Genomic DNA, 24,980 nt, shown 5'->3' on the forward strand with positions numbered 1-24,980 from the left:
GAAATTTTCGATTAATTAATAGATAAGGAGCATTATAATGTCTGAAGTCGCTACTAAAAACCTTACTTTTTGGGATACTACTGACTATAAGTATCCAGGGTTTGGCCAAACAGCGCAAATATCCGATGGTTTAGGAGGTACAATAGGTATAACCTACAATAAAATAGACTACGATGACCGTGCTTGGAAAGGAAAGCCAGATGGTGGTACCCCTATTACAAAAGACCGCCTCCTATCTGGGGAAATAGAGAATAAATTTAGCTTAACAGGTAAAGTAAAAGGCATCACTGCTACTATGCCTCAAATCAGAACTATAGGACGTGAAAACAACTATTCTGTTACTCTAGATTTTAGTAACTACAAAGCTTCTCTAACTGGCTCAAAAGCAACTGATGGCGCTACCTGTGGTGACACCTATTTGGCCATATCAAGATTCTTCAACGGTAGCAAAGCTGGATATACAACCATAAAAGTCACAGCAACAACTCTAGATGGTAGTCCAGTAAATTTAGCTGACTGGAAATTATTCAACAGTGGCACTCTTGGCAAAGGACACAATGCTCGGATATTCCTAGATGCAGCGACTCAAACTATCTCTGGTAAAAACTCTCAAGGTAAACAAGAGTTTTGCCCAACTCCACCCAACCCAGGTAATTCCTTTGGCACAGATACGGGTCTAGGTTTGTTTGAGTTACCGAGCGACCAACGTTATACATCTATTACCCTTACTTTTAAACAAAAAAAGATTAAAGGTGTAATACCTAATGATTTACACGATATTTATGTTGCTAGCAATACTACCTCTACAAGTCCAATTAGTGAAACTCCTGAAACTAAACCTATGGATATAAATAATGGTTTACAACTTCATCTGCCACTGAATGAAATTGTGGAAAATGCTGCTAAAGAAAAAGAAGTTCTTGATATTTCAGGCAACAAACTTAATGGCAAAGTTCACGGTGGAGAAATTGTAGCTGACTCCCGCTTTGGCAAATGTATCAACTTTGATGGTGTAGATGATTATATTGATCTGCCAAAAGAAACTATTCCTCAAACTGGTGCAATTACTATTAGTTTTTGGGCATATGGTGGCAAGTCTTTACCTAAAAATACTGTTTTAATATCTGCATATAATAAAGGTAATCAGCCACTTGTTCGCGTCTATTTACCTTGGTCAGACCGTCGCATCATCTTTGATTATGGAAATCCTTTTGACAGAATTGAGAAGGTAGGTGAGGCTGTTGATTTTAAAGATAAATGGGTTTACTGGACATTTACTAAGAATGTTGCCAAAGGGGAGATGAATATTTATCTTAATGGTAGTTTGTGGCACAGTGGTACAGGTAAAGACAAAGCTATAGATTTAGATTCAGTTGTTAAGGTGATGTTTGGTCGTGAAACTTATAATAGTTACTATAATGGTCAAATTGCTCATCTACGGATTTATGACCGAGTATTATCTCCAGAAGACATCAATGAATGTATGAAAGTGGATGGAACTCCTCCACCGATGGATATAAATAGTGGTTTACAATTGCATCTGCCACTGAATGAAATTGTGGAAAATGCAGCTAAGGAAAAAGAAGTTGTTGATGTTTCAGCAGCAAAACTCAATGGTAAAGTTAATGGGGCAACAGTTGTAGCAGACGATCGCTTTGGTAACTGTATCAACTTTGATGGGGTTGATGATTATATCGAACTTCCTACAGCAGCTATTCCTGAAACTGGTGAAATTACAATTAGTTTCTGGGCAAATGGTGGCAAGTCTTTACCTAAACAAAATTCTATTATCTTGGCACAAGATAAAAGTAATCACAGGGTAGTCAACATTCATTTACCTTGGTCAGATAGTAAAATTTACTTTGATTGTGGAAATACCACTACTTCTGATAATAGTTATGACCGTATCGAAGAACTATCTCAAGCAACTGACTTCAAGGATAAATGGACTTGCTGGGTATTTACAAAGAATGTTGCTACCGCAGAGATGAAAATCTATCTCAATGGTGTTCTTTGGCAAAGTGGTGTTGGTAAAGAAAATCCTCTAAGCTCAATTACTCTGGTTAAATTTGGTTGTGGTTATGGGTTTTATAATGGTAAGGTTGCTCATCTACGAATTTATGACCGAGTATTGTCACCTGAAGAAATTAACGAATGTATGAAAGTGGATGGAACTCCTCCACCGATGGATATTAATCGTGGTTTACAATTGCATCTGCCACTGAATGAAATTGTGGAAAATGCAGCTAAGGAAAAAGAAGTTGTTGATGTTTCAGCAGCAAAGCTCAATGGTAAAGTTAATGGGGCAACAGTTGTAGCAGACTCCAAACTTGGCAATTGTCTAAATTTTGACGGGGTGGATGATTATATCCAAATGCCAGAGATCAATATTGACTATTCACAAGGTTTGACTGTCGAAGCTTGGGTACACTATAGCAGCTTCAAGAGTTGGTCGAGAATTATTGATTTTGGAAATGGTCAAGGTAACGACAACATTCTGTTTGCGAATGAAGGTACTACTAAGAATTTAGTCTTGGATGTTTATAAAGGTACTACTCAAAACAGGATTAAAGCAGATGGAATGCTAGAGTTGAACCAGTGGCTTTATTTAACAGTAACTGTTGATGGGTCAGGTAGTAGCAAAATCTACAAGAATGGTGAAGAAGTACAGAGTGGTTTAGTACATCTACCTAATAATCTTAATCGTACTAAAAATTATATTGGCGATAGTAACTGGTCAGCAGATGGATTTTTTCATGGAAAAATGTCACATCTGCGGATGTATAACCGAGCGTTATCAAAAGCAGAAATTAACGAATGTATGAAAGTGGATGGAACTCCTCCACCGATGGATATTAATCGTGGTTTACAATTGCATCTGCCACTGAATGAAATTGTGGAAAATGCAGCTAAGGAAAAAGAAGTTGTTGATGTTTCAGCAGCAAAACTCAATGGTAAAGTTAATGGGGCAACAGTTGTAGCAGACGATCGCTTTGGTAACTGTATCAACTTTGATGGGGTTGATGATTATATCGAACTTCCTACAGCAACTATTCCCGAAACTGGTGAAATTACAATTAGTTTCTGGGCAAATGGTGGCAAGTCTTTACCTAAACAAAATTCTATTATCTTGGCACAAGATAAAAGTAATCACAGGGTAGTCAACATTCATTTACCTTGGTCAGATAGTAAAATTTACTTTGATTGTGGAAATACCACTACTTCTGATAATAGTTATGACCGTATCGAAGAACTATCTCAAGCAACTGACTTCAAGGATAAATGGACTTCCTGGGTATTTACAAAGAATGTTGCTACCGCAGAGATGAAAATCTATCTCAATGGTGTTCTTTGGCAAAGTGGTGTTGGTAAAGAAAATCCTCTAAGCTCAATTACTCTGGTTAAATTTGGTTGTGGTTATGGGTTTTATAATGGTAAGGTTGCTCATCTACGAATTTATGACCGAGTATTGTCACCTGAAGAAATTAACGAATTGATGACAGTTGATGAGGCTGATGAAACTGACACTACATCAACAACTGGTGAGACTGAGACCACTGATGCTACTGACAGCACATCCACAACGGATGAGACTGAGACTACTGATGCTACTGACACTACATCAACAACTGGTGAGACTGAGACTACTGATGCTACTGACAGCACATCCACAACGGATGAGACTGAAACTACTGATGCTACTGACAGCACATCCACAACGGATGAGACTGAGACTACTGACAGCACATCCACAACAGATGAGACTGAGACTACTGACAGCACATCCACAACAGATGAGACTGAGACTACTGACAGCACATCCACAACAGATGAGACTGAGACTACTGACAGCACATCCACAACAGATGAGACTGAGACTACTGACAGCACATCCACAACAGATGAAACTGAGACTACTGACAGCACATCCACAACAGATGAAACTGAGACTACTGACAGCACATCCACAACGGATGAGACTGAGACTACTGATGCTACTGACAGCACATCCACAACGGATGAGACTGAGACTACTGATGCTACTGACAGCACATCCACAACGGATGAGACTGAGACTACTGACAGCACATCAACAACGGATGAGACTGAGACCACTGAGACTACTGACAGCACATCCACAACAGATGAGACCACTGATGCTACCGACACCACATCAACAACGGATGAGACTGAGACTACTGGTGAAACCGACAGCACATCAACCACTGATGAGCCTGATGCCACTGGTGAAACCGACACCACATCAACAACGGATGAGACTCCTCAACCTATAGATATAAATAGTGGTTTACACCTCCATCTCCCACTGAATGAAATAGTAGAAAACTCAGCAAAAGAAAAAGAAGTAGTTGATGGCTCAAACGGAAAACTCAATGGTAAAGTTTATGGCGCTAAAGTCATAGCTGACCCTAACTTTGGTGACTGTATAGGTTTTGATGGAGTAGATGATTATATAGAACTACCCCCAACAGCTATTCCCGAAACTAATGAAATCACAATTAGTTTTTGGGCAAACGGTGGAGAGTCTCTACCCAAAAAAAGCTCTATCTTGTTAGCACAAGATAAAACTAATCACAGGGTAGTTAATATTCTCTTACCATGGTCAGACAGTACCGTATACTTTGATTGTGGAAATAAAACCACTTCTTTTGACAGAATTGAACAATTAGCTCAAGTCTCTGATTTTAAGGGTAAATGGAATCACTGGGCATTTACAAAAAATGTTGCTACCGGCGAGATGAAAATCTATCTCAATGGTAGTCTGTGGCAAACTGTTACAGGTAAAGATCAAGAATTAAGTCAAATTACTCGAATAAAATTGGGTTGTGGTTATGGGTTCTATGAGGGTAAAGTTGCCGATCTGCGAATCTATGACCGAGTATTATCTCAAGAGGAAATTAACGAACTAATGAAAGTCAATCAACCTGCTACTACATCAACAACTGGTGAAACAGACACCACACCTACGACTGACGAAACTGATACTACCCAAAAACCTATGGAATATCGGATTTATCAGGTCAAAGGTAATCCCACAATCAATACTGGATATCAAGAATCAGAATGGACTGCAGTTATTGCCGGATTTAATTCCGGAGCAAAGCAGAAACACAAAGCCTCAGCATTGACGATCATGCCTGTTGTTGAGGATGGAGAATGGACAATCAAGTGCGATCTAAAAGATACAGAGGACCGCTATTGGGATGTGGCCGTTTTATTTATCAGGAATAATATGGTAAATAGGGTCAACAACTTTTATCGTTAGATAGCTTTAGCCTAAAACGGTATCTGATAGAATTTTTGGCGTTGGTAATTGGTAAGATGATTTCCTGGTAAGGGTGACACCCCTTGCCTACTCTGGTTAGGTATTCGGAGCTATCACAGGAGGATTACCCTTAAAGTTTCATCTCTTGATTTACCAACGCCGAATTTTTTGGGGTGATTAACTGTTGGACAAAAATTGTAGAAAGTAGTTGCTATTTGCAGAAAAGTGTTTTAATATTAAACAGGTAACTAAAGCTTAGGAAATAATTCAGGTGAATGCGACTTGTTGACAGACATATTATTAACCGAACACATCAGTATTGGCGGGTGTGTGATGAATTAGCCTTTAAGTCAAAAAACTTGTATAATTTGGCTAATTATTACTGTCGTCAACATTTTTTCTGTACTGGTCATAGTCTGGATTTAACTAAACTGTACCACGCCACCAAAGATAGCGATGCCTATAGATCGCTACCAACTAAAGTATCAAAACAAATAATAAAATGCTTGGTTGCCACTTGGCGTGGTTATTTTCAAGCTATAAAAGAATGGTCAAAACATCCAGGGAAGTTTTTAGGTAAACCCAAAATACCAAAGTATAAGAATAAAACTCAAGGTAGGAATGTAGTTATATATTCAAAAGAATCAGTCTACAGAGCAAGTCTAAAAGATGGTATTTGTCACTTATCCATGAGTGAAATCAAAATACCTGTAGTTGTGGATACTGTCATCGAAGTGAGGATAGTACCTGCTACTAACTGCTATATAATTGAAGTAGTGTATGAAAAAACACTTCAGCCACAAATACACTCAACATATGTAGCCGGAATTGACTTAGGAATTGGCAGATTAGTAGCTCTATCTACAAATAAGCCTGGTGTCAAACCACTGCTGATTAATGGGAAGCCACTAAAAAGCGTCAATCAATTATATAACAAGCGTAAAGCCAAGTACCAAAGTCATCTCAAAGGCAACAGAAAAACTAGCCGTAAGATTAAGGCGTTAACCTATCACCGAAATCGTTTTGTCGAGAATTATTTGCATAACACCAGTTTCTTAGTGGTTGAGTATTTAACCACTAATAATATTGGTACTGTAGTCATTGGAAAAAATGATAATTGGAAACAAGGTGCAAATATGGGCAAAAAAAACAACCAAAATTTTACTCAAATACCTCACTATAAGCTAATTCAACAGATAACTTATAAATGCCTACTTGCTGGGGTAAAAGTCATTGAAACCGAAGAAAGTTACACCAGTAAAACATCTGCTATTGACTTAGAAAAACCTTGTAAGCATGAAAACTATGTAGGCAAGCGAGTCAAACGTGGTTTATTCAGAAGTGCAACTGGTCAAGTGATTAATGCCGATATCAATGGCAGTCTTCAAATAATAAGAAAGAAATTCCCAGAGGCATTTACTGCCGAGGGAATAGTGAGCTGCGCCGTACAGCCAGTATTGGTTAATCCAATATCAAGATAAAAGCTGTTACAATTTTCTACAGTTTTTTTCGTACGGTAGCATTTGATGGCTGCCCCTTTTGATTTATATAGGGTTTGCTGAAAAAAGCAGATTTTAAATAGGGTTTGCTGATTAAATCTCAAATAATTACCAGATAAAGGTTTTAGCCTTTTTAAGGATTGAAAAAGTACATGGTTTTCAGCTCTTCATGCTCATGCATGGAGCGCATTTTTAGCGCATAGTTGGGCAAAAAAATTCTCCCGTACGGACGTTGCATGCAACGTCCCTACCCTACTCCCCTACTCCCCCACTCCCCTACTCCTTAAAAAAGACTTTTTCCGCAAACCCTAAATAGATCCCAAATGGGTTCTATAAAATTAGCGGTTGAACAAAAATTGTTTTTGCTTCTTCTCTCCTAATTGCTAATTCTGTACTGACACCTACTCTGATATGAATTGGTCCGCCAAAACAACTTTTTCGTAATACCATTATTTGTTTTTCTGGCACAACTCCCATAGCTTTAAAACGTTTCACTAATACTTCACCATAAGCATCTATTTCAATTCTTTTAATAATTGCTGAATTTTGGATGTCTAGGCAAGATAAATCTATCAGTTGTGTAGTAGTTTTACTATCTAAATCTTGATTATTTGCTTGGTCAAAAATTATTTTTTCTGGATGATTAGACAACATTTTCAAAGTAGTATTTTGATCTTTTGGCGATGAACTATTATATCATGTCCGGTTGAACAGTTATAAATAAATAACGGCGTAGGAGTCAGGAGTCAACCCACCCCTAACCCCTCCCAGGAGGGGAATTCAGGAGTCAGGAGGGAAGACTGAAGTTGGAAGAAGAAGAACAGGAGAAGAAGGAGAAAGTTTTTTATCACTAATTATCCGGATGATTAAGATCATAAAAATGTTCGACCTTCAAAACATAATTGGTAATGTTTTAGTTTAAGAGCACTCTCATTATAAAATATTTAATTTTTTATAAGCATATTACCGAAATATTATGGTTTAAAGCCTCCCCTTTTAAGGGGATAATAAATAAATTTTTTCATGATTAGTCAACCCTCTTCTTTTCAAGGATAGGTAATTCTAAATTCGCGCATTCTAAATTCTTAATTCTCGAATAATGACTACTGTGGAAACTTGTTATAGGATAGTATTAATCTTTAATGGAAAAAATCCCATGTCTCGACCTACCTTATATCTTGCTATTACTAATCATGGATTTGGTCACGCTGTACGGATATCATCAGTTGCCAATCTAGTACAAAAAATGTGTCCAGATGTTTTATTAATTATGGTGACAACTGCTCCCCGTTGGTTATTAGAATCTTATATTTATGGTGATTTTATTCATCGTCCCCGTGCTTTTGATGTGGGAGTTATTCAATCAGACAGTATGACAATGGATAAACAAACTACCCTAGAAAAATTGACAGAAATTCGGAGCAAAGAACGGTCAATTATTGCTGGAGAAGTTGATTTTATTAAGCAGAATAGAGTTGATTTATTATTAGCAGATATTCCGCCACTTGCTTCTAAAATTGCTAAAGCTGCTGATATTCCTGGCTGGATGTTGAGTAATTTTGGTTGGGATTTTATTTATCGTCCCTGGGGTGGTAAATTTGTGGAAATTGCTGATTGGATTGGAGAATGTTTTGGGCAGTGTGACCGTTTATTTCGCCTGCCACTCCATGAATCTATGGGCGCTTTTCCTAATATTGTTGATGTTGGTTTGACTGGGGGAACTCCACATTATCAACCTGAAGAAATTAAAGCAAAGTTTGGCATTTATACAGACAAAGAAAAAACTGTTTTACTGACTTTTGGTGGTTTGGGTTTAGCACAAATTCCCTATCAAAATATATCTCGTTTTCCTGACTGGCAATTTATTACTTTTGAGAGTAATGCTCCAGAATTTCCCAACCTCATAAATGTCAGAAATAAATTAGATAAAAATCACACACAATTCCTCAATATTCGACCTGTAGATTTCATGCCAATATGTGGCAGAATTATTTCCAAACCAGGATATAGCACATTTGCTGAAGCCTTAAGATTAGAGACACCTGTTGTATCATTAATCAGAGAAGGTTTTGCTGAATCAAAATTATTATTAGAAGGTATTCAAGATTATAGTTATCATCAAATTTTACCACCAACAGAATTTTTTGATGGTGATTGGGAATTTCTCAGACAACCCCTACAACCACCCCGTAAATCTGAAAAATTAGATAAGCATGGTAGTGAAGCGATCGCTAAAGCTGTTGTAGAATATTTACATTAAATAAGGCAGTTTATTAATTGATAATTGATAATGGATAATTGATAATTACCTCGGGTTTTAATCGTTTAAGTAATAATAATGGTTCGGCAATGTTTGTAAGGATTCTCGACATTAAGCCAAAATATCTTATCTCTTTGAACCCTACTCCCTACTCCCTACTCCCTACTCCCTACTCCCTACTTTCAAGGAGATGTAGCAATACTTTTGAGATTTGGTATAAGACAATTAAATATTGCTTTGATCCTAAACTAAAAGCAATAGCTGAAGTCCGCAGTTCCTCCGGAGGAGACTAGCTGAAGTCCGCAGTTCCGACCATAGGAGGCTGGCTGACGGCTAAATGCTTACATTTTAAGCACCGTATAGACTGTGGGGTATTAAACCCGCCACAGGAAAAATAATTACTTTCAACTATCTAATTACTGCACAATCTATTCAACGAAAATAATTATGCTCCCTAAAATTAATTTTAACAACTTCATTGAAATTGATATGAACAGCATCATTGCAACTGGAGTTGAAATCGTATTTCTAATATGTTTCTTTGTAGCAATTAAATTTTTTGTTAACAGAACATATAAACAATTAATAAAAGTATCATCAATCAAAAAAAGAAAAAGATATTGAAGTTGTTTACCAAAATATTCAGATATTATTAACTTTAAGTTGCTTACTATTATGTTTATTAATATCCGGAATTAATGGATGGCTTATTTATCGAGGAGAAAATTTAATCGAATATCAAACTTCCTTGATTAAAAATATTTCCTTTAATTACCTGCTAACTATAGGAATTCGAGTCCTCAAAATCTTGGGCATACTAATTTTAACTAAATGGAGTATTCCATACATAAATAAATTTATAACCTGGTCAAAAGAGTGGGCAAAAAACGTTGATAAAATCACTGCCAATGATGCCAGTATTGAAAATTTATTTGAATTTTTTAGGAGCAACTTTAATAATATGATTTGGCTGTTATATCTGACTATATCAGCTCAAATTATGGTATTCCCAGGAGTAATTATCAAATATTTGTATATAAGTTTGCAGGTTTATATGATTATTATTGTTGGGTTACTCTTTACTAAAGCTAATACAACAGTTATTGATACTTTGGATGGTCTTAGCAAGAAATATTCCGATCAAAGAAATATTTTGCGGCTTTACGACCGCCTAAGTAAATTAATTCCCCTTGCCAAACGATGTCTTGAATATGCAATCTATATTGCTACAGCTACTTTTTCAATTGATAAAGTTGATTTTATTGCTGGTTTAGCTGATTATGGTCCTTTATTTTTGCAAATAATTGGGATTATATTTATGAGTCGTGTTGTTCAAGAAATTGGTCACCTGTTACTAGAAGAAGTTCTACTGCGTGAGGGCGATACAGATGATATATCTAAACAGAGACGACAGACATTTTTACCCCTATTTCAAAGTTGTATTAAATACCTGATTTACTTTGGTACAGGGATAGCAATTCTTTATACTTTTGAGATTGACCCGACTCCTATTTTAGCAGGTGTAGGTATTTTAGGTTTAACAATTGGAATGGGAGCGCAAAGTCTGGTTGAAGATATAGTTGCAGGTTTCTTTATTTTGTTTGAAAATTACTATTTGGTAGGAGATTTTGTAGAGATAAATGGTGTAAATGGTTTTGTCACTGGAATAGAATTAAGAACAACTCGTATTAATGGTGGAGATAAAAATTATATTATCCATAATCGTGATGTTAAGGATATAGTTAATCACTCTAGCTATAGTAGTGCAGTGGTCATGCTAAAAATTCCTTATCAAGTTAAGATTAGTCAAGTCTATGAAGTTATGGAAAAAGTTGGAAAGAAATTGCTAGAGAATTATCCGGAAGACATAATTGAACCAACAACAATAGGAGGAGTAGAAGAATTTGCTGAAAATCACATATTAATCGAAATAGTTACAGAAGTTAAACCAGGAAAACATTTCACTATTCAAAAAGTATTAGGTATAATGATTAAAGAAGCTTTTGAAGAAGCAAATATTGAACTTAGAGTGGTTAATCATGTAACACTGAGTGACGATCAACCTATTCCAATATTTTTAAAACCTTTACGATAAATAGTTATATCAAATTTGGTTAAACAATTATAGATTGGTAGTCTTTAGGAGTCAGTCCTCAAGAGTCAGACGGACATGATATAAATCTGAAAAATTAGATAAAAATGGTAGTCAAGCGATCGCTCAAGCTGTTGTGCAATATTTACAATAATTACTGTTAACTGTTCAATTATGGAACAATCTATTCAATAAAAACTACTAAGTAGGTAAGCACGAAAAACAAAAGTATTTCAATAATTGATAATTGATAATTGATAATTGATAATTACCTCTCCCTAAAAGGAAGAGGATTGAATAAAAGGAAAATTTTTTTTCTCTTGGTCGATTGGATATGGTTAGGAAACCCATCCATCCCACCCTACGGGAAGCTGCGCTAACGACCGCTTGTTTCTCCTTTAAAGGAGAGGCTTTAAATCTTAATTATTCAGTAACGAAAAGTTAAATTATCAGCAACTTCTTCCTTCCTCCCTTATCATAAAAATAATTTTTAATGCCGACCTACTTATCATTTCTTAAATTGATATGAACAACATCATTGTAATTGGAATTGAAATCGGATTTATGATATGTATCTTTCTGGCAATTAGATTTGTTTTCAGTAGGATATATAAACAGCTAATGAAAATTTCATCTATAAGGTTGCTCTTTATCAAGGCAAATACAGCTATTATTGATACTTTCGATGCCTTGAGCAATAAATATTCCGACCGACAAAATATCTTGCGTATTTACCATCGCCTGAGTCGTTTAATTCCTCTAGCAAAAAGATGTATCGAATATGTAATCTGTATAATTACAGCTACCTTAGTAGTTCAGCAAGTTGATTTTGTCGAAACATTAGCTAGATATGGACCTGTATTTATTCGAATCATTGGCATTATATTTCTCAGTCGTGTTATTGAAGAAATTGCTAAACTTATTCTTGAAGGATTGTTACTCCGTAACAATGATTCTAGTAATTTATCTCAACAAAGAAATCAGGCATTTCTACCTTTATTTAAAAGCTTTCTCAAATATTTTATTTACTTTGGTACAGGCATCGCTATTCTTTATACTATTGGTATCTATGCTATTGGTATGTATCTTGCCCTAATTTTTGTCCAAATTTTACCAGCAGGTGTAGTTATTCTTGGTTTAGCAGTAGGAATAGGGGCAAAAAGTCTGATTGAAGATATAATTGCAGGTTTCTTTATTTTATCTCAAAACTACTACTTAGTAGGAGATTTTGTAGAGATAAATGGTACTTATGGCTTTGTCACAGGAATAGAATTAAGAACAACTCGCATTCATTATAAAGATAAACATTACATTATCCATAATCGTGATGTTAAGGATGTAGTTAATCATTCACACCATAGTAATTCAGTTGTCACTATGAAAATTCCTTATCAAAGTGATATTAATCGAATCTATGAAATTATAGAAAAAGTAGGAAAGAAGCTTCAAGAAAATTATCCAGAAGAGATAATGAAAGCAACAGTAGTAGATGGAATAGAAGAATTTGATGACTATCAAATGTTAATTCATATCACTACAGAAGTTAAACCAGGAAGACATATTGATATGAAGAGAATTCTTGGTACAATGATTAAACAAGCTTTCCAGGAAGAAGGTATTGAAATTCCTGTGATTCACCATTTAATGATGAGTAATCAAGACACAACAAATATTAACCTGAATAAATAGCTGAAGCGCTGATGGCTGACTGCTGTTTGCGCAGCATTCCGCAGGAAATGCTTACCTGATAACTGATAACTGATAACTGATAACTGAAATGACTCACTATCAACAATTACTCCAAATAAATACCTCCGGCAAGTCTCTGTTAAAAATCACTTCTAAAGTGCAAGAAAGTGTAGCAAAATCCGGGATAAAAACAGGCTTATGTAATCTATTTTTACGGCATACTTCTGCTAGTTTAATAATTCAAGAAAATGCCGATCCAGATGTATTAGTTGATTTGGAAAACTTTATCTCGAAGTTAGTTCCAGAAGGTTATCATTATATTCATAGTGCTGAAGGTCCTGATGATATGCCAGCTCATATTCGTAGTGTTTTAACCCATACTTCAGAACAAATTCCGATTAATAATGGCAGATTAGTATTAGGTACTTGGCAAGGAATTTATGTTTGGGAACATCGCCAACGTAGTCATTGTCGAGATTTAGTAATTCACGTTAGTGGAGATTAATTTTATAGCAGAAGGAAGAAGGAAGAAGGAAGAAGGAAGAAGGAAGAAGGAAGAAGGAAAAGATAGCCCATTCATTCATTATTTACAAGCTCCTAAAATTATGGGAATTTTCCTATTCCTTATTCTCCGTCAACACAGTTTTGTCACACTGTTTTTGACAAAATTAGTATTATTTTTTTCTTTTAGGTTTAATATCCCACTGTCTACATTGTGTTTAGAGGTTGTCTGAGAAGTCTCATTTGCTAGATCGCGCGCCCCCGCGCATCCCCCACGCATTGGGGGACTTTTAGAAGCTAATGGATTCTTCTTCCCCCCAGAATTGGGGGCTAGGGGGCAAAATTCAGTATTAAACAACTTTTGAGATATCCTCTTAGAATTGGTTCAGATGGTAAGACACGAAGTTTAGTATTATTTTTTCTTTTAGGTTTAATATCCCACTGTCTACATAGTGTTTAGAGGTTGTCTGAGAAGTTTCATTTGCTAGATCGCGCCCCCCGCGCATCCCCCACGCATTGGGGGACTTTTAGAAGCTAATGGATTCTTGTTCCCCCCAGAATTGGGGGGCTAGGGGGGCTTGCATCATACCCAGAATCAGCAACACCGCTTTTGGATAGTGTGTTATATCATATTCGTATAATCAGTTATAAAAAAAACTTCTGCCCTCTGCCTTCTTCTATAACCCAGAGTCTCCTGTATCACTTCAACTTAATTTCAATCTGCACTTCACTCCGTTTCAAATCTTCCGGTGTCATTGGCGAATTATACAACAACCGTCTTGGCGGACTTACAACTTCATACTCTGGGTGTTGCGCCAACCATTCTTTCAGCTTTTGCAAATTTTGTTCGTAGCTCTCCCAACTATAAGCACCCTGTATTCCAATACTCACAACCTTCATCGGCAAAGTATCTCTCACCATCACCTGAGAATCAATTTTCTGGGGAGTCATATCCGGGGTCGAATAGAGAAAAGATACTTCTGTTTGTTCGCCTTCTTTGACATAACGTGCTTCCACAGGGGTTGTCATGGCAATTTGATTACTGCTGATATGTTGATACAGTGGATCGAAAGCAGCTCTGGTTGCCATCCGGGAATCACCTGTATGGGTGTAGGTGACAGCGCGATATTGGGGATACTCTTTAACTTCAATGATATTTGCCTCAGTAGGTTGAGGAAAACCTTGGGGTAAAGATGCAGACATTTCAAAATTTGGGTTGATTTACTATTCCATTATATATACTTGTTATAGAATAGATATCAACTGCTGTAACTATTGTCCAATAGATAAATCAAAATCAATCAAAGGAAAAATCAGCGCTGGCGAAAACTGTTGTAACTATTGTCCAATAGATAAATAAACATCAATATCGCAAAAATCAGCGTTCGCGAGAACTGTTGTAACTATTGTCCAATAGTTAAATAAACATCAATATCGCAAAAATCAGCGTTCGCGAGAACTGTTGTAACTATTGTCCAATAGTTAAATAAACATCAATATCGCAAAAATCACTGCTCGCGAAAACTGTTGTAACTATTGTCCAATAGATAAATCAAAATCAACCAAAGGAAAAGAGAGCGCTCGCGAAAACTGCCGTAACTATTGTCCAATAGTTAAATAAACATCAATATCGCAAAAATCAGCGCTCGCGAAAACTGCCGTAACTATTGTCCAATAGTTAAATAAACATCAATCTTGGAAAAATTAGCGTTCGCGAGAACTGTTGTAACTATTGTTCAATAGATAAATCAAAATCAACCAAAGGAAAAGAGAGCACTCGCGAAAACTGTTGTAACTATTGTCCAATAGATAAATCAAAATCAACCAAAGGAAAAGAGAGCGCTCGCGAAAATTGTTGTAACTATTGTCCAATAGATAAATAAACATCAATCAAAGGAAAAATTAGCACTCGCGAAAACTGTTGTAACTATTGTCCAATAGATAAATCAAAATCAACCAAAGGAAAAGAGAGCGATCGCGAAAACTGCCGTAACTATTGTCCAATAGTTAAATAAACATCAATATCGCAAAAATCAGCGTTCGCGAAAATTGTTGTAACTATTGTCCAATAGTTAAATAAACATCAATCAAAGGAAAAATTAGCGTTCGCGAGAACTGTTGTAACTATTGTTCAATAGATAAATCAAAATCAACCAAAGGAAAAGAGAGCACTCGCGAAAACTGTTGTAACTATTGTCCAATAGATAAATCAAAATCAACCAAAGGAAAAGAGAGCGCTCGCGAAAATTGTTGTAACTATTGTCCAATAGATAAATAAACATCAATCAAAGGAAAAATTAGCACTCGCGAAAACTGTTGTAACTATTGTCCAATAGTTAAATAAACATCAATCAAAGGAAAAGAGAGCGATCGCGAAAATTGTTGTAACTATTGTCCAATAGTTAAATAAACATCAATCAAAGGAAAAATCAGCGTTCGCGAGAACTGTTGTAACTATTGTTCAATAGATAAATCAACATTAACCTGGGAAAAATTAGCGATCGTGAGAACTGTTGTAACTATTGTCCAATAGATAAATCAAAATCAACCAAAGGAAAAATTAGCGCTCGCGAGAACTGTTGTAACTATTGTCCAATAGTTAAATCAAAATCAACCAAAGGAAAAATTAGCGCTCGCGAGAACTGTTGTAACTATTGTCCAATAGTTAAATCAAAATCAACCAAAGGAAAAATTAGCACTCGCGAAAACTGTTGTAACTATTGTCCAATAGATAAATCAAAATCAACCAAAGGAAAAATTAGCACTCGCGAAAACTGTTGTAACTATTGTCCAATAGATAAATCAAAATCAACCAAAGGAAAAATTAGCACTCGCGAAAACTGTTGTAACTATTGTCCAATAGATAAATCAAAATCAACCAAAGGAAAAGAGAGCGCTCGCGAAAACTGTTGTAACTATTGTCCAATAGATAAATCAAAATCAACCAAAGGAAAAGAGAGCGCTCGCGAAAACTGCCGTAACTATTGTCCAATAGTTAAATAAACATCAACCAAAGGAAAAATCAGCGTTCGCGAGAACTGCTGTAACTATTGTCCAATAGTTAAATAAACATCAATATCGCAAAAATCAGCGTTCGCGAGAACTGCTGTAACTATTGTCCAATAGTTAAATCAAAATCAATATCGCAAAAATCAGCGTTCGCGAGAACTGTTGTAACTATTGTCCAATAGTTAAATAAACATCAATCTTGGAAAAATTAGCGTTCGTGAGAACTGTTGTAACTATTGTCCAATAGATAAATAAACATCAACCAAAGGAAAAATCAGCGTTCGCGAGAACTGCTGTAACTATTGTCCAATAGATAAATCAAAATCAACCAAAGGAAAAGAGAGCGCTCGCGAAAACTGCCGTAACTATTGTCCAATAGTTAAATAAACATCAACCAAAGGAAAAATCAGCGCTGGCGAAAATTGTTGTAACTATTATCCAATAGTTAAATAAACATCAATCAAAGGAAAAATTAGCGTTCGCGAGAACTGTTGTAACTATTGTTCAATAGATAAATCAAAATCAACTAAAGGAAAAATTAGCACTCGCGAAAACTGTTGTAACTATTGTCCAATAGATAAATCAAAATCAACCAAAGGAAAAGAGAGCGCTCGCGAAAATTGTTGTAACTATTGTCCAATAGATAAATAAACATCAATCAAAGGAAAAATTAGCACTCGCGAAAACTGTTGTAACTATTGTCCAATAGATAAATAAACATCAACCAAAGGAAAAGAGAGCGGTCGCGAAAATTGTTGTAACTATTGTCCAATAGATAAATAAACATCAACCAAAGGAAAAGAGAGCGGTCGCGAAAATTGTTGTAACTATTGTCCAATAGATAAATAAACATCAATCAAAGGAAAAATTAGCACTCGCGAAAACTGTTGTAACTATTGTCCAATAGATAAATCAAAATCAACCAAAGGAAAAGAGAGCGCTCGCGAAAACTGCCGTAACTATTGTCCAATAGTTAAATAAACATCAATATCGCAAAAATCAGCGTTCGCGAAAACTGCCGTAACTATTGTCCAATAGTTAAATAAACATCAATATCGCAAAAATCAGCGTTCGCGGGAACTGTTGTAACTATTGTCCAATAGTTAAATAAACATCAATATCGCAAAAATCAGCGATCGCGAGAACTGCTGTAACTATTGTCCAATAGTTAAATAAACATCAATATCGCAAAAATCAGCGATCGCGAGAACTGCTGTAACTATTGTCCAATAGTTAAATAAACATCAATCTTGGAAAAATTAGCGTTCGTGAGAACTGTTGTAACTATTGTCCAATAGTTAAATAAACATCAATCTTGGAAAAATTAGCGTTCGTGAGAACTGTTGTAACTATTGTCCAATAGTTAAATAAACATCAATCTTGGAAAAATTAGCGAGCGCGAGAACTACTGTAACTATTGTCCAATAGATAAATCAAAATCAATCAAAGGAAAACTCTAAGCAGTTGACGAATCTCATCTTCCTGTTGGCGAGGCAACTCGTAAATCAGCCATGATCGCAGCCAGTCAGGCATATAACCATATCGAAACCAAGGCAGACGAGCTAGATCGGTGAGCCGACAAGCCTGAAGGAGGGATATGCCATCATCAGTCTGGAGCCTATTGCCCAGGTAAACTGTAAGATTCCAATGTAGTTCGGGAAACACTGCACAAGCACTCAGCCAATAGTAACCAGCTTTCCCTAAATAACGTCGGAGAGATTCTAGGACATCAGCTACCAACCATGGCTCAGGTGCATCTCGCTCTATCCAGCGTCGCCCTCTCACTCTCAAGGCTTCCGGAAAAGGTGTCCTGTTTTTCTCTGAAGGCACATCAGGCAATTTTCCATATTCGATGCTGCGTATCAAATCAATCAACCCATCATTTGTAGCGGGTAAAACAATAAACTCTCGCGATAATTCTAGTTCCTGATATCCCCAGTGTTCGGAAGGTTTGGGAGTCAAGACAGCCCGCTCAGGCCAACTCGAAAATAGATTAAGCCAGGGTTCGGGTTCGCCAGTGAGGGAACTGAAAAAAACGTCGGTATCGGAGAAGACTATCAGTCGATGCTGACTGTACTTCAAGGCAATTTCCCTTAGCTTAGAAGAAAGTCTTTTTCCTGTTATAGGAAAGCAAACCCGGGGGTCGCCATCAAAGTAGTAGCCTCTGATTAAGACTTCGTTGTGGGTGAGTTGAGCAATCATTTCCTTGACAAATCTTGCCTGGTGGTCGCTGTAATTCGCCCCGTCTATGAGAACGAGGTATTCAGGTAAAACCTGATGGTAGCCGTACACTGGCGCAAACCAACCTCCTCCCCCCACAGTTTTTTCTACAGTCTTGTCAACATTAAGTTCATTGGATGGAACCAGAATACGTCGCCTCAAACCCTGAGCAATGCGCAAAAACAAAAGGCTGGGAAATAGTTCCTCATCAAGACCAGAGATAGACACTTGCTGAATTTCGGGCTGTCGCCTGGTCGTACGACGCTTGAGGTATTGGCGTGCTCGTCTAGACCACCAGAGTCTTGAAGCTAAAAATGTAACTAGGGGTACAAGCATTAACAATAACATTATCGTCTGCCATTCCTGAAGAAAAACTAGATCGTTATAGTTTGGGGATGGAACTGGTGTAACTGTTGGCAGTGAAACTGGTTTGTCGCTCTTTGTTGTAAGTGGAAATTGCTGGATTAGGAAATTGGTGATAACAACAGTAATAGAAACTGCAATCCCCAATAGTACCCACCGTTGCCATCGCCATTTCTTCTCAATCTTTTTCAACTCCTGTTCAAATTTCTGAGCCTTTTCATCTTCTGGAATAGCCTCCCTAACAGTAAAACCCATCCGTTCAACCCATTGGTCAAACCGTCGCTGAAAATCCTCTTGTTCTACTGGAGAACTGCATAGCAAGGGACCGAGAAGGCTTCTCAGCCTCTGGGGTTCCTCTAGCTGCTCTCCTTTTGCACTCAGAGCAATTATGAGTTCTTGAGCAGCAATATATTGCGAAACACCAATGTTGTAATTGTGTTCTCTGCGCAGCTCATCAATGAACTCAATCAATTTTTCTGGTTGTAGCCACCCTGGGCTTACTTTTGGCGACTGTCTATCCATTGCTTCACTATCTCCTTAGCTTTATCTTGGTCCTCAGAGGTTTTTATCAAATTACTCAGGGTACGCAGAGCTAGCTCAGACTCAACAAGGGGGTTGTCTGCACCACCTGAAATTTCTTGCAGCGCTATCATCCAACCCAAGAGTTCAGCAGTGCCGGGTTTCTTGCGCAAGCCACTCTTTCGTAGCTTAAAGAAAATATCTAGGGCATCCTGGAGAAAATCACTGCTACCAGCAGAGTGCAAACCTAATCTATTGGTAACAATATCCGCAAGACGCTCTTTTTGTGGAAAAGGAAGATTGTAGTAAACACAACGTCGCAAAAATGCGTCCGGCAGGTCTTTCTCAGAATTACTGGTGATTACGACTATAGGTTGTAGTTTGGGATTAGCTTCAATCTTGACATTGCCCAGTTCTGGCAGCCGAAAATATAGATGCTCTAATTCGTTCAGGATATCATTAGGAAAATCCCTGGTTGCCTTGTCTACTTCGTCAATGAGAACAATAGAGCGTCTTTTACCAGGATGAACAAAATCTGGAGGAAGAACATTCTTAATTTCAGACTGCTCTCTAGTTAGCAAGATTGCTGTACCCAAAGCATTGTATGTCAGATAGTCTAGAGACCTTCTGTCTTCTATACGATTCTGGGCATCTTGAAATTGCCTCAAAGTGTCATAACTGTAAAATAAATCCCGGGCAGTGCTAGTAGATTTGGTTTCAAACTTAAGCGGCTCATCAAAACCTAATTCCCAAGCTAGACTGTAAGCAAACAAGGTCTTGCCAGTACCAGGTTCTCCAGTCAGTAACAAGGGTTGACCTAAAAGCAAAGCAACGTTGCAAGCATCACGAAGACCCGGATCTGCCAAATAATTTTCTGGCTTCATAAATTGGGAACGTCGCGATACAGGTAGAGTAACTGGTGTGTCGGGTTGCTTCCGTGTTCCGTCACCAAAGTAAAATGGGTATTTCATGAAATATCCCCCTTGATAGTTATTTTTCCCTGCAAAATATCACTCAAGTTTTGAGCTAAATGAGACATTGGCATAGTATTAGATGCTTGCTTTTTCTCCCATTTTTCAAACATATCTTCAATTGTATGAATTAAATATTGAATATTTTCCTCATCCCAGTAATTCTTGACTGCTTCACTACGCGCCCAACTTTCTACTTCTGTTTGAGAAACTCCTTGAAGTTCCGGCAGAACCACTCCAATAATTTTGTCAAATTTAGTAAAGTTAGAGGAAGACAAGTCTTTGATACTTTTTTGAATAGAAGAATTCCAACACTCGAATCCAGAATTATTTTTCAATAGATTCTTAAAAATCCCATGCCACAACTTCTGAAAATAGCTCTGACTTTTTTGTTTAACTTGATATTTAATAAATAAACAAATAATTAGACATTGATTGGGATTAAGTTCAGGCCAATCTTGCCAAAATTCAAGGAAGTTTTCAATGATTTTAGATGAATTTTTCTGCAAATCATTAGTGAGCAAATGTGTATGGATTACAACTGGTCCAATACTAGCTAGATGCTTATTTATATCCTCCTTTGAAGCTAATCCATAGTCGAGTACGCGATTTGCTAAATTGTATTTTAACATATTTTTAATTCTTCTATAATTGTGATTCTAGGAGGCCATTTAAGTTCGTGTTTTCCAATAGATTCCGTATAGTAATCACTTGTAGTTGTGTTGGTATTTTGCTTGAAAATCTTGGGCAAAGATACCTTGATTAGAGATTCAAAAAACGTATCATGGCATTGAAATTGATCACCGTGAATAATACATAAAAGTGGCTTAGGAGAGGGGTTATTTAACAATATTTTTAATGCTTCCCCAAGCTTGAACTCTTGATAATCACGATTGACAAAATAAGGAAGCAAAGGAGGAATATCACGACCTTTTTGCAAGCGATCGCGATGCCCATTGAGACCTGTTAATTCGGCTTTTAATCTGCGTTCATTCTTGATTAATTCCAATGGAATATCCGTCTCAAGAACGAATTGGGATTTGCGTTCCTTAATCAAACTAAGTTTTTCTTCAACCTCTCTAATTTGATTTTCAATAGATTTAATCTCATCCATTACCTTACAATGCCAATTTTTAAACGTTTCCCCCTAATTTCTGTTCCAACTTAGTTATTTCCGCTTCTATCCGACGTTTATTTTTAACAAGTCCTAATGGAATATCAGTAAATTCAACATATTCAGTCATCCGTTCTTCAATCAGCAGCAGATTTTCACGATAGTTAGCTAACATCCGTCGCCAGGTAGCCACCTGTTCAACATCTAAACCTGGTGCAATAGATGGAATATTAGTTTCCCATTTTAGCAACGGATGCACACTTTTCTTCCCTCCAGCATACCAAGCTAAAGCAAAGTTATTCTTTAAATTACTAATCTTGATGATAGGGTGCTGTCGATCACCTGTACGTTCTGGGACTTTGCATCCTACCCACATAGCAATACCCAACACACGAGCATAACCATCTTCTTCAAACGCGCCATAACCTGCTAAAGCTTCCAATAATGCTGCTGTAAAGACAGTGTATTGCTTTCCCGTCCAAGATACTTCATCTTTTCGAGAAGAAGCAATTATAACCCTACCACTACTGCTACCAAACTGAGCGATCGCCTCTGGTGGCAAAGGTGATTTAACCACCCCCTTAGCTTCTGCTTGTCCGCCAGCATGACAGCAATCTAGCAGTACCAATAATTTCTTAGCTTTAATAGCTCGCAGATGCTCAGTGAAGGTTTCCCCACGAATCGCTGTACTCTGCAAATCTGCCAGATCATAACCATAAGGCATCAAATAATAATCCGGTGTTTCAATTCCATGGCCAGAGAAATAAGCGATCGCTGTATCATCTTCTCCCGTCGTCTCAGCTAACCAACTCAAAGCAGATAGAACATTGGTACGGTTTGCATTTTCTTCTGTTAGTAAACGCACTTGCTCAGTAGGATAGGCGCAACGAGATGGATCGCCTAATAAATTCGCAACGGCAGTAGCATCATCAACCGTGACTGGCAAATCAGCACCGACTCCGACAACAACAGCGTATCCTTGTTTGAAAATTTGAGACATAATTCTCCTTTCTATCAAGATTGAAAATACACAGGACTTACACAGACACTCTATATACAGGGAGGGCGTTAGCGGAGCTTGGCGTTAGCCAATGCCATTCGCCCCTACAGATGGTGTATGATTTTATATTTTGCGTAAGTCCTGATAAAATTATACTGGCTTTGATGATATAAATCTTCTCTTCTTCCCTCTTCCTTCTTCCTCCTTCCTTACGCACTACAACCAATTACCAACAAGAATAAATGATGACCAATAATAGGGTTGATCGTAATCTGGATTTAATTCTATTTCTCCTTTGATAAATCTCATTTGAACTTGACGCAGTGCTTCCGCTTTTCTGATTTGTGAACTACCAGACTGCAATAATTGTTGATAAAACTGTTTCATAAATTCTGCTGTCGAGGCATCATTAACGTTCCATAAACTCCCTAAAACACTACGAGCACCTGCTCGAATAGAAACTCCTGCTAAACCCAATGCTGCTCGCGTATCTCCCACTGCCGTTTGACAAGCACTTAAAATTAATAATTCGATCGCTTGCTCCGATGGTTTCAAATTCCTAGTCTGAAGCAATAGGTCTAAATCTCGGACATTAATACGTTCGTTCCACCCTAAAATGAAGGTATCATCTGGATTAGAACTAAACTGTCCGTGAGTTGCAATATGGATGATGTTAAAAGGTTCAGAATTAATCTGAGCTTGAATGTTAGTTTTCGTGAATTTTTCATCTGCTAATTTCTCGGATTGTGGTACAGTTTTTTCAATAGCTTCTAGTTCTTGTTGAATATTAGGTAGCGAACTAAAACCCTCTAATTCATAACTGGGTGCTTTTTGACTTGTTCCGGCAGTTAATACTCGTACTTGCTCTTTTAATAAGGGGTTGGGATTGACTAATTGCAAACCCGGTACTACTGCAATTGCATATCTTTCCACAAGATAACGTTCGCGATCGCTATCATACAATACAGACATGGGAATATTTCTGAGTAACCCATCCAAGACAAAAACTAGGGTTTTGATTTCACTGGTATTGCGTTCTAAATCTACTTCCAAATCTGCTTCAAAGGGTTTGATTAACCACTGATAAAGTTGATTAGGTGGCAACTTAACTTCGCTGATTCCTGTTATAGTTGAAATGTAAATTCTCAGATTAAATAAGCTTTCTTTAAATTGTGCTGCAAATTTTTTATCGCTCACTGCAGCATAACGAAAGTTGTCAGTTCCCGGCAATTTGAGAATAACACTTAATTGATTATCTAATAATATGGGATAAACAACCGCTGCATTTTTATCAATTTGATCGATATTAATATCCTCAGCATTGACACAAGCATTTTGGAAAAAATTATCTAATTCTGCTAATTGTAGAGATTCAATTACCTTCTGAGCTGCTTTTATATTAGACAACTTTGGTTGGCTTGAAGCAAGTTCAGGCTGAAGTAATAGTGCTACGAGTTTTCTGTATAAAGGTTCAATACTTGCCCGAAAATCAAACTGAATATCTCTATTTAAAGCTACCAAATTGCTTCGTAAAACTTGCAGGGTATTAAAAGCAGATTTGTAAGCTAAAAGTGCTTCTGAGGAATTTTCTTGTTGAAGAAAAATATCTCCCAATTGTTCTTGGAGTTGATAAGCAATATCTGAAGCAGAGATTTTTTGAGCGATCGCTAAGGCTTGATTTGTCAAATTAAGTGCATTTTCTAGTTTTCCCATGTTTTGATGCAATTTTCCTTTAATTCCAATGGCATAAGCTTCTAAACGAGAATTATGGATAATTTTTGCTTGTTGAATTGCTTGATTGAGGAATTGTTCATTAATAGTATTTGGTAGAGTTAATTCGGCAAAATTAGTCTGTAGTTTAACTAAAGTTGATTTGGCATTTATTTGTTCAAAATTCATCAAACTTTCTGCTAATTTGATTGTTGCTTGAATTGAATGAGGAGAGGGATTAATTTTATTTAAAATTTGAATAATTTGAGGTAAAGTATTAATCTGAAATTGTACATGAGGTTGCAGCCAATTATCGCCTGAACTCTTCTGCCATTGCCTGTCTAATTCAAGTAGTAGACTAAGATGATTAATAGTTGCCTGAATTTTAATTAATTCTTCATCAGAAACAGTCACTACTTTTTCATAATAAGATAAACCTTGAATAATCCCTTGTCTTTCTGCTTTTCCTCTGAGCTTAAAATTAGCAATACCTTGAACTTGAGAAAGAATTGTATTTCCTAAATTTAGCAATAATCGACCTTCAATATTTTGAGAATTTACCAATGGAAAACTAGCTTCTAAAACCCTTTGAGATAAAACTAATTTACCCAATACACGCAATCCATTTCCTAAGCTTTGTAGCCCTTGAAAATTCAGGTTATTATTTGATGTATTAAATCTTGGCAAAACAATTTTTAGGTCACTTTCCGTCAAGCGTTCACATTGTAAATCATTGCCAAATGCTT

Annotated in this window: 15 protein-coding genes; 7 read left to right on the forward strand and 8 right to left on the reverse strand. The window is 36.8% G+C overall.

All coding sequences use genetic code 11. From position 1 onward, the window contains the following. Window positions 1-37: 37 nt before the first annotated feature. Window positions 38-5,287: a LamG domain-containing protein gene (locus tag SAGCYANO_RS30710; protein WP_202223532.1), complete on the forward strand. Its 5,250-nt coding sequence runs from the start codon at window positions 38-40 to the stop codon at window positions 5,285-5,287. Between the two features lie 275 nt (window positions 5,288-5,562). After that, window positions 5,563-6,768 carry an RNA-guided endonuclease TnpB family protein gene (locus SAGCYANO_RS30715; protein ID WP_202223533.1) on the forward strand — a complete coding sequence of 402 codons (1,206 nt, stop codon included), beginning with the start codon at window positions 5,563-5,565 and terminating at the stop codon, window positions 6,766-6,768. A 348-nt stretch (window positions 6,769-7,116) separates the two neighbouring features. On the opposite strand, the gene SAGCYANO_RS30720 is transcribed toward SAGCYANO_RS30715, so the two are convergent. Next, window positions 7,117-7,440, reverse strand: a complete 324-nt coding sequence (locus SAGCYANO_RS30720; protein WP_202223534.1) for a FeoA family protein — start codon at window positions 7,438-7,440, stop codon at window positions 7,117-7,119. A gap of 502 nt (window positions 7,441-7,942) precedes the next feature. On the opposite strand from SAGCYANO_RS30720, the gene SAGCYANO_RS30725 reads away from it, so the two are divergent. The 5 genes from SAGCYANO_RS30725 (at window position 7,943) to SAGCYANO_RS30745 (ending at window position 13,561) form a co-directional block, all read left to right on the forward strand. Beyond that, the gene (locus SAGCYANO_RS30725; protein WP_202223549.1) at window positions 7,943-9,046 is read left to right on the forward strand and encodes a glycosyl transferase; all 1,104 of its coding nucleotides are present in this window, start codon (window positions 7,943-7,945) and stop codon (window positions 9,044-9,046) included. A gap of 961 nt (window positions 9,047-10,007) precedes the next feature. Then, window positions 10,008-11,141 carry a mechanosensitive ion channel family protein gene (locus SAGCYANO_RS30730; protein ID WP_237396868.1) on the forward strand — a complete coding sequence of 378 codons (1,134 nt, stop codon included), beginning with the start codon at window positions 10,008-10,010 and terminating at the stop codon, window positions 11,139-11,141. A 618-nt stretch (window positions 11,142-11,759) separates the two neighbouring features. Next, window positions 11,760-12,827: a mechanosensitive ion channel family protein gene (locus SAGCYANO_RS30735; protein ID WP_202223536.1), complete on the forward strand. Its 1,068-nt coding sequence runs from the start codon at window positions 11,760-11,762 to the stop codon at window positions 12,825-12,827. 88 nt (window positions 12,828-12,915) lie between these two features. Continuing rightward, window positions 12,916-13,332 (forward strand): secondary thiamine-phosphate synthase enzyme YjbQ, encoded by a 417-nt coding sequence (locus SAGCYANO_RS30740; protein WP_202223537.1) that lies wholly within the window; start codon window positions 12,916-12,918, stop codon window positions 13,330-13,332. Continuing rightward, the gene (locus SAGCYANO_RS30745; RefSeq protein ID WP_202223538.1) at window positions 13,322-13,561 is read left to right on the forward strand and encodes a hypothetical protein; all 240 of its coding nucleotides are present in this window, start codon (window positions 13,322-13,324) and stop codon (window positions 13,559-13,561) included. Before SAGCYANO_RS30740 ends, SAGCYANO_RS30745 begins: the two co-directional genes overlap by 11 nt. A 466-nt stretch (window positions 13,562-14,027) precedes the next feature. On the opposite strand, the gene SAGCYANO_RS30750 is transcribed toward SAGCYANO_RS30745, so the two are convergent. The 7 genes from SAGCYANO_RS30750 to SAGCYANO_RS30780 form a co-directional block, all read right to left on the reverse strand. Continuing rightward, on the reverse strand, window positions 14,028-14,531 hold the full coding sequence (locus SAGCYANO_RS30750) for a heme-binding protein (RefSeq protein ID WP_202223539.1): 504 nt from the start codon (window positions 14,529-14,531) through the stop codon (window positions 14,028-14,030). A 3,249-nt stretch (window positions 14,532-17,780) separates the two neighbouring features. Then, window positions 17,781-19,442: a hypothetical protein gene (locus tag SAGCYANO_RS30755; RefSeq protein ID WP_202223540.1), complete on the reverse strand. Its 1,662-nt coding sequence runs from the start codon at window positions 19,440-19,442 to the stop codon at window positions 17,781-17,783. After that, the gene (locus SAGCYANO_RS30760; protein WP_202223541.1) at window positions 19,418-20,410 is read right to left on the reverse strand and encodes a MoxR family ATPase; all 993 of its coding nucleotides are present in this window, start codon (window positions 20,408-20,410) and stop codon (window positions 19,418-19,420) included. Before SAGCYANO_RS30760 ends, SAGCYANO_RS30755 begins: the two co-directional genes overlap by 25 nt. Next, window positions 20,407-21,042, reverse strand: coding sequence for a hypothetical protein (locus SAGCYANO_RS30765; RefSeq protein ID WP_202223542.1), 636 nt, complete (start codon window positions 21,040-21,042; stop codon window positions 20,407-20,409). The genes SAGCYANO_RS30760 and SAGCYANO_RS30765 overlap by 4 nt, the downstream gene beginning before the upstream one ends. Beyond that, window positions 21,036-21,524, reverse strand: a complete 489-nt coding sequence (locus SAGCYANO_RS30770) for a hypothetical protein (RefSeq protein WP_202223543.1) — start codon at window positions 21,522-21,524, stop codon at window positions 21,036-21,038. Before SAGCYANO_RS30770 ends, SAGCYANO_RS30765 begins: the two co-directional genes overlap by 7 nt. A gap of 19 nt (window positions 21,525-21,543) precedes the next feature. After that, on the reverse strand, window positions 21,544-22,524 hold the full coding sequence (locus SAGCYANO_RS30775; RefSeq protein ID WP_202223544.1) for a caspase family protein: 981 nt from the start codon (window positions 22,522-22,524) through the stop codon (window positions 21,544-21,546). A gap of 216 nt (window positions 22,525-22,740) precedes the next feature. Beyond that, a partial coding sequence (locus SAGCYANO_RS30780; RefSeq protein WP_202223545.1) for a CHAT domain-containing protein occupies window positions 22,741-24,980 on the reverse strand: 2,240 nt, incomplete at its 5' end.

Origin of the sequence: Okeania sp. KiyG1, assembly GCF_014132355.1 — a bacterium.
Classification (GTDB): domain Bacteria; phylum Cyanobacteriota; class Cyanobacteriia; order Cyanobacteriales; family Microcoleaceae; genus Okeania.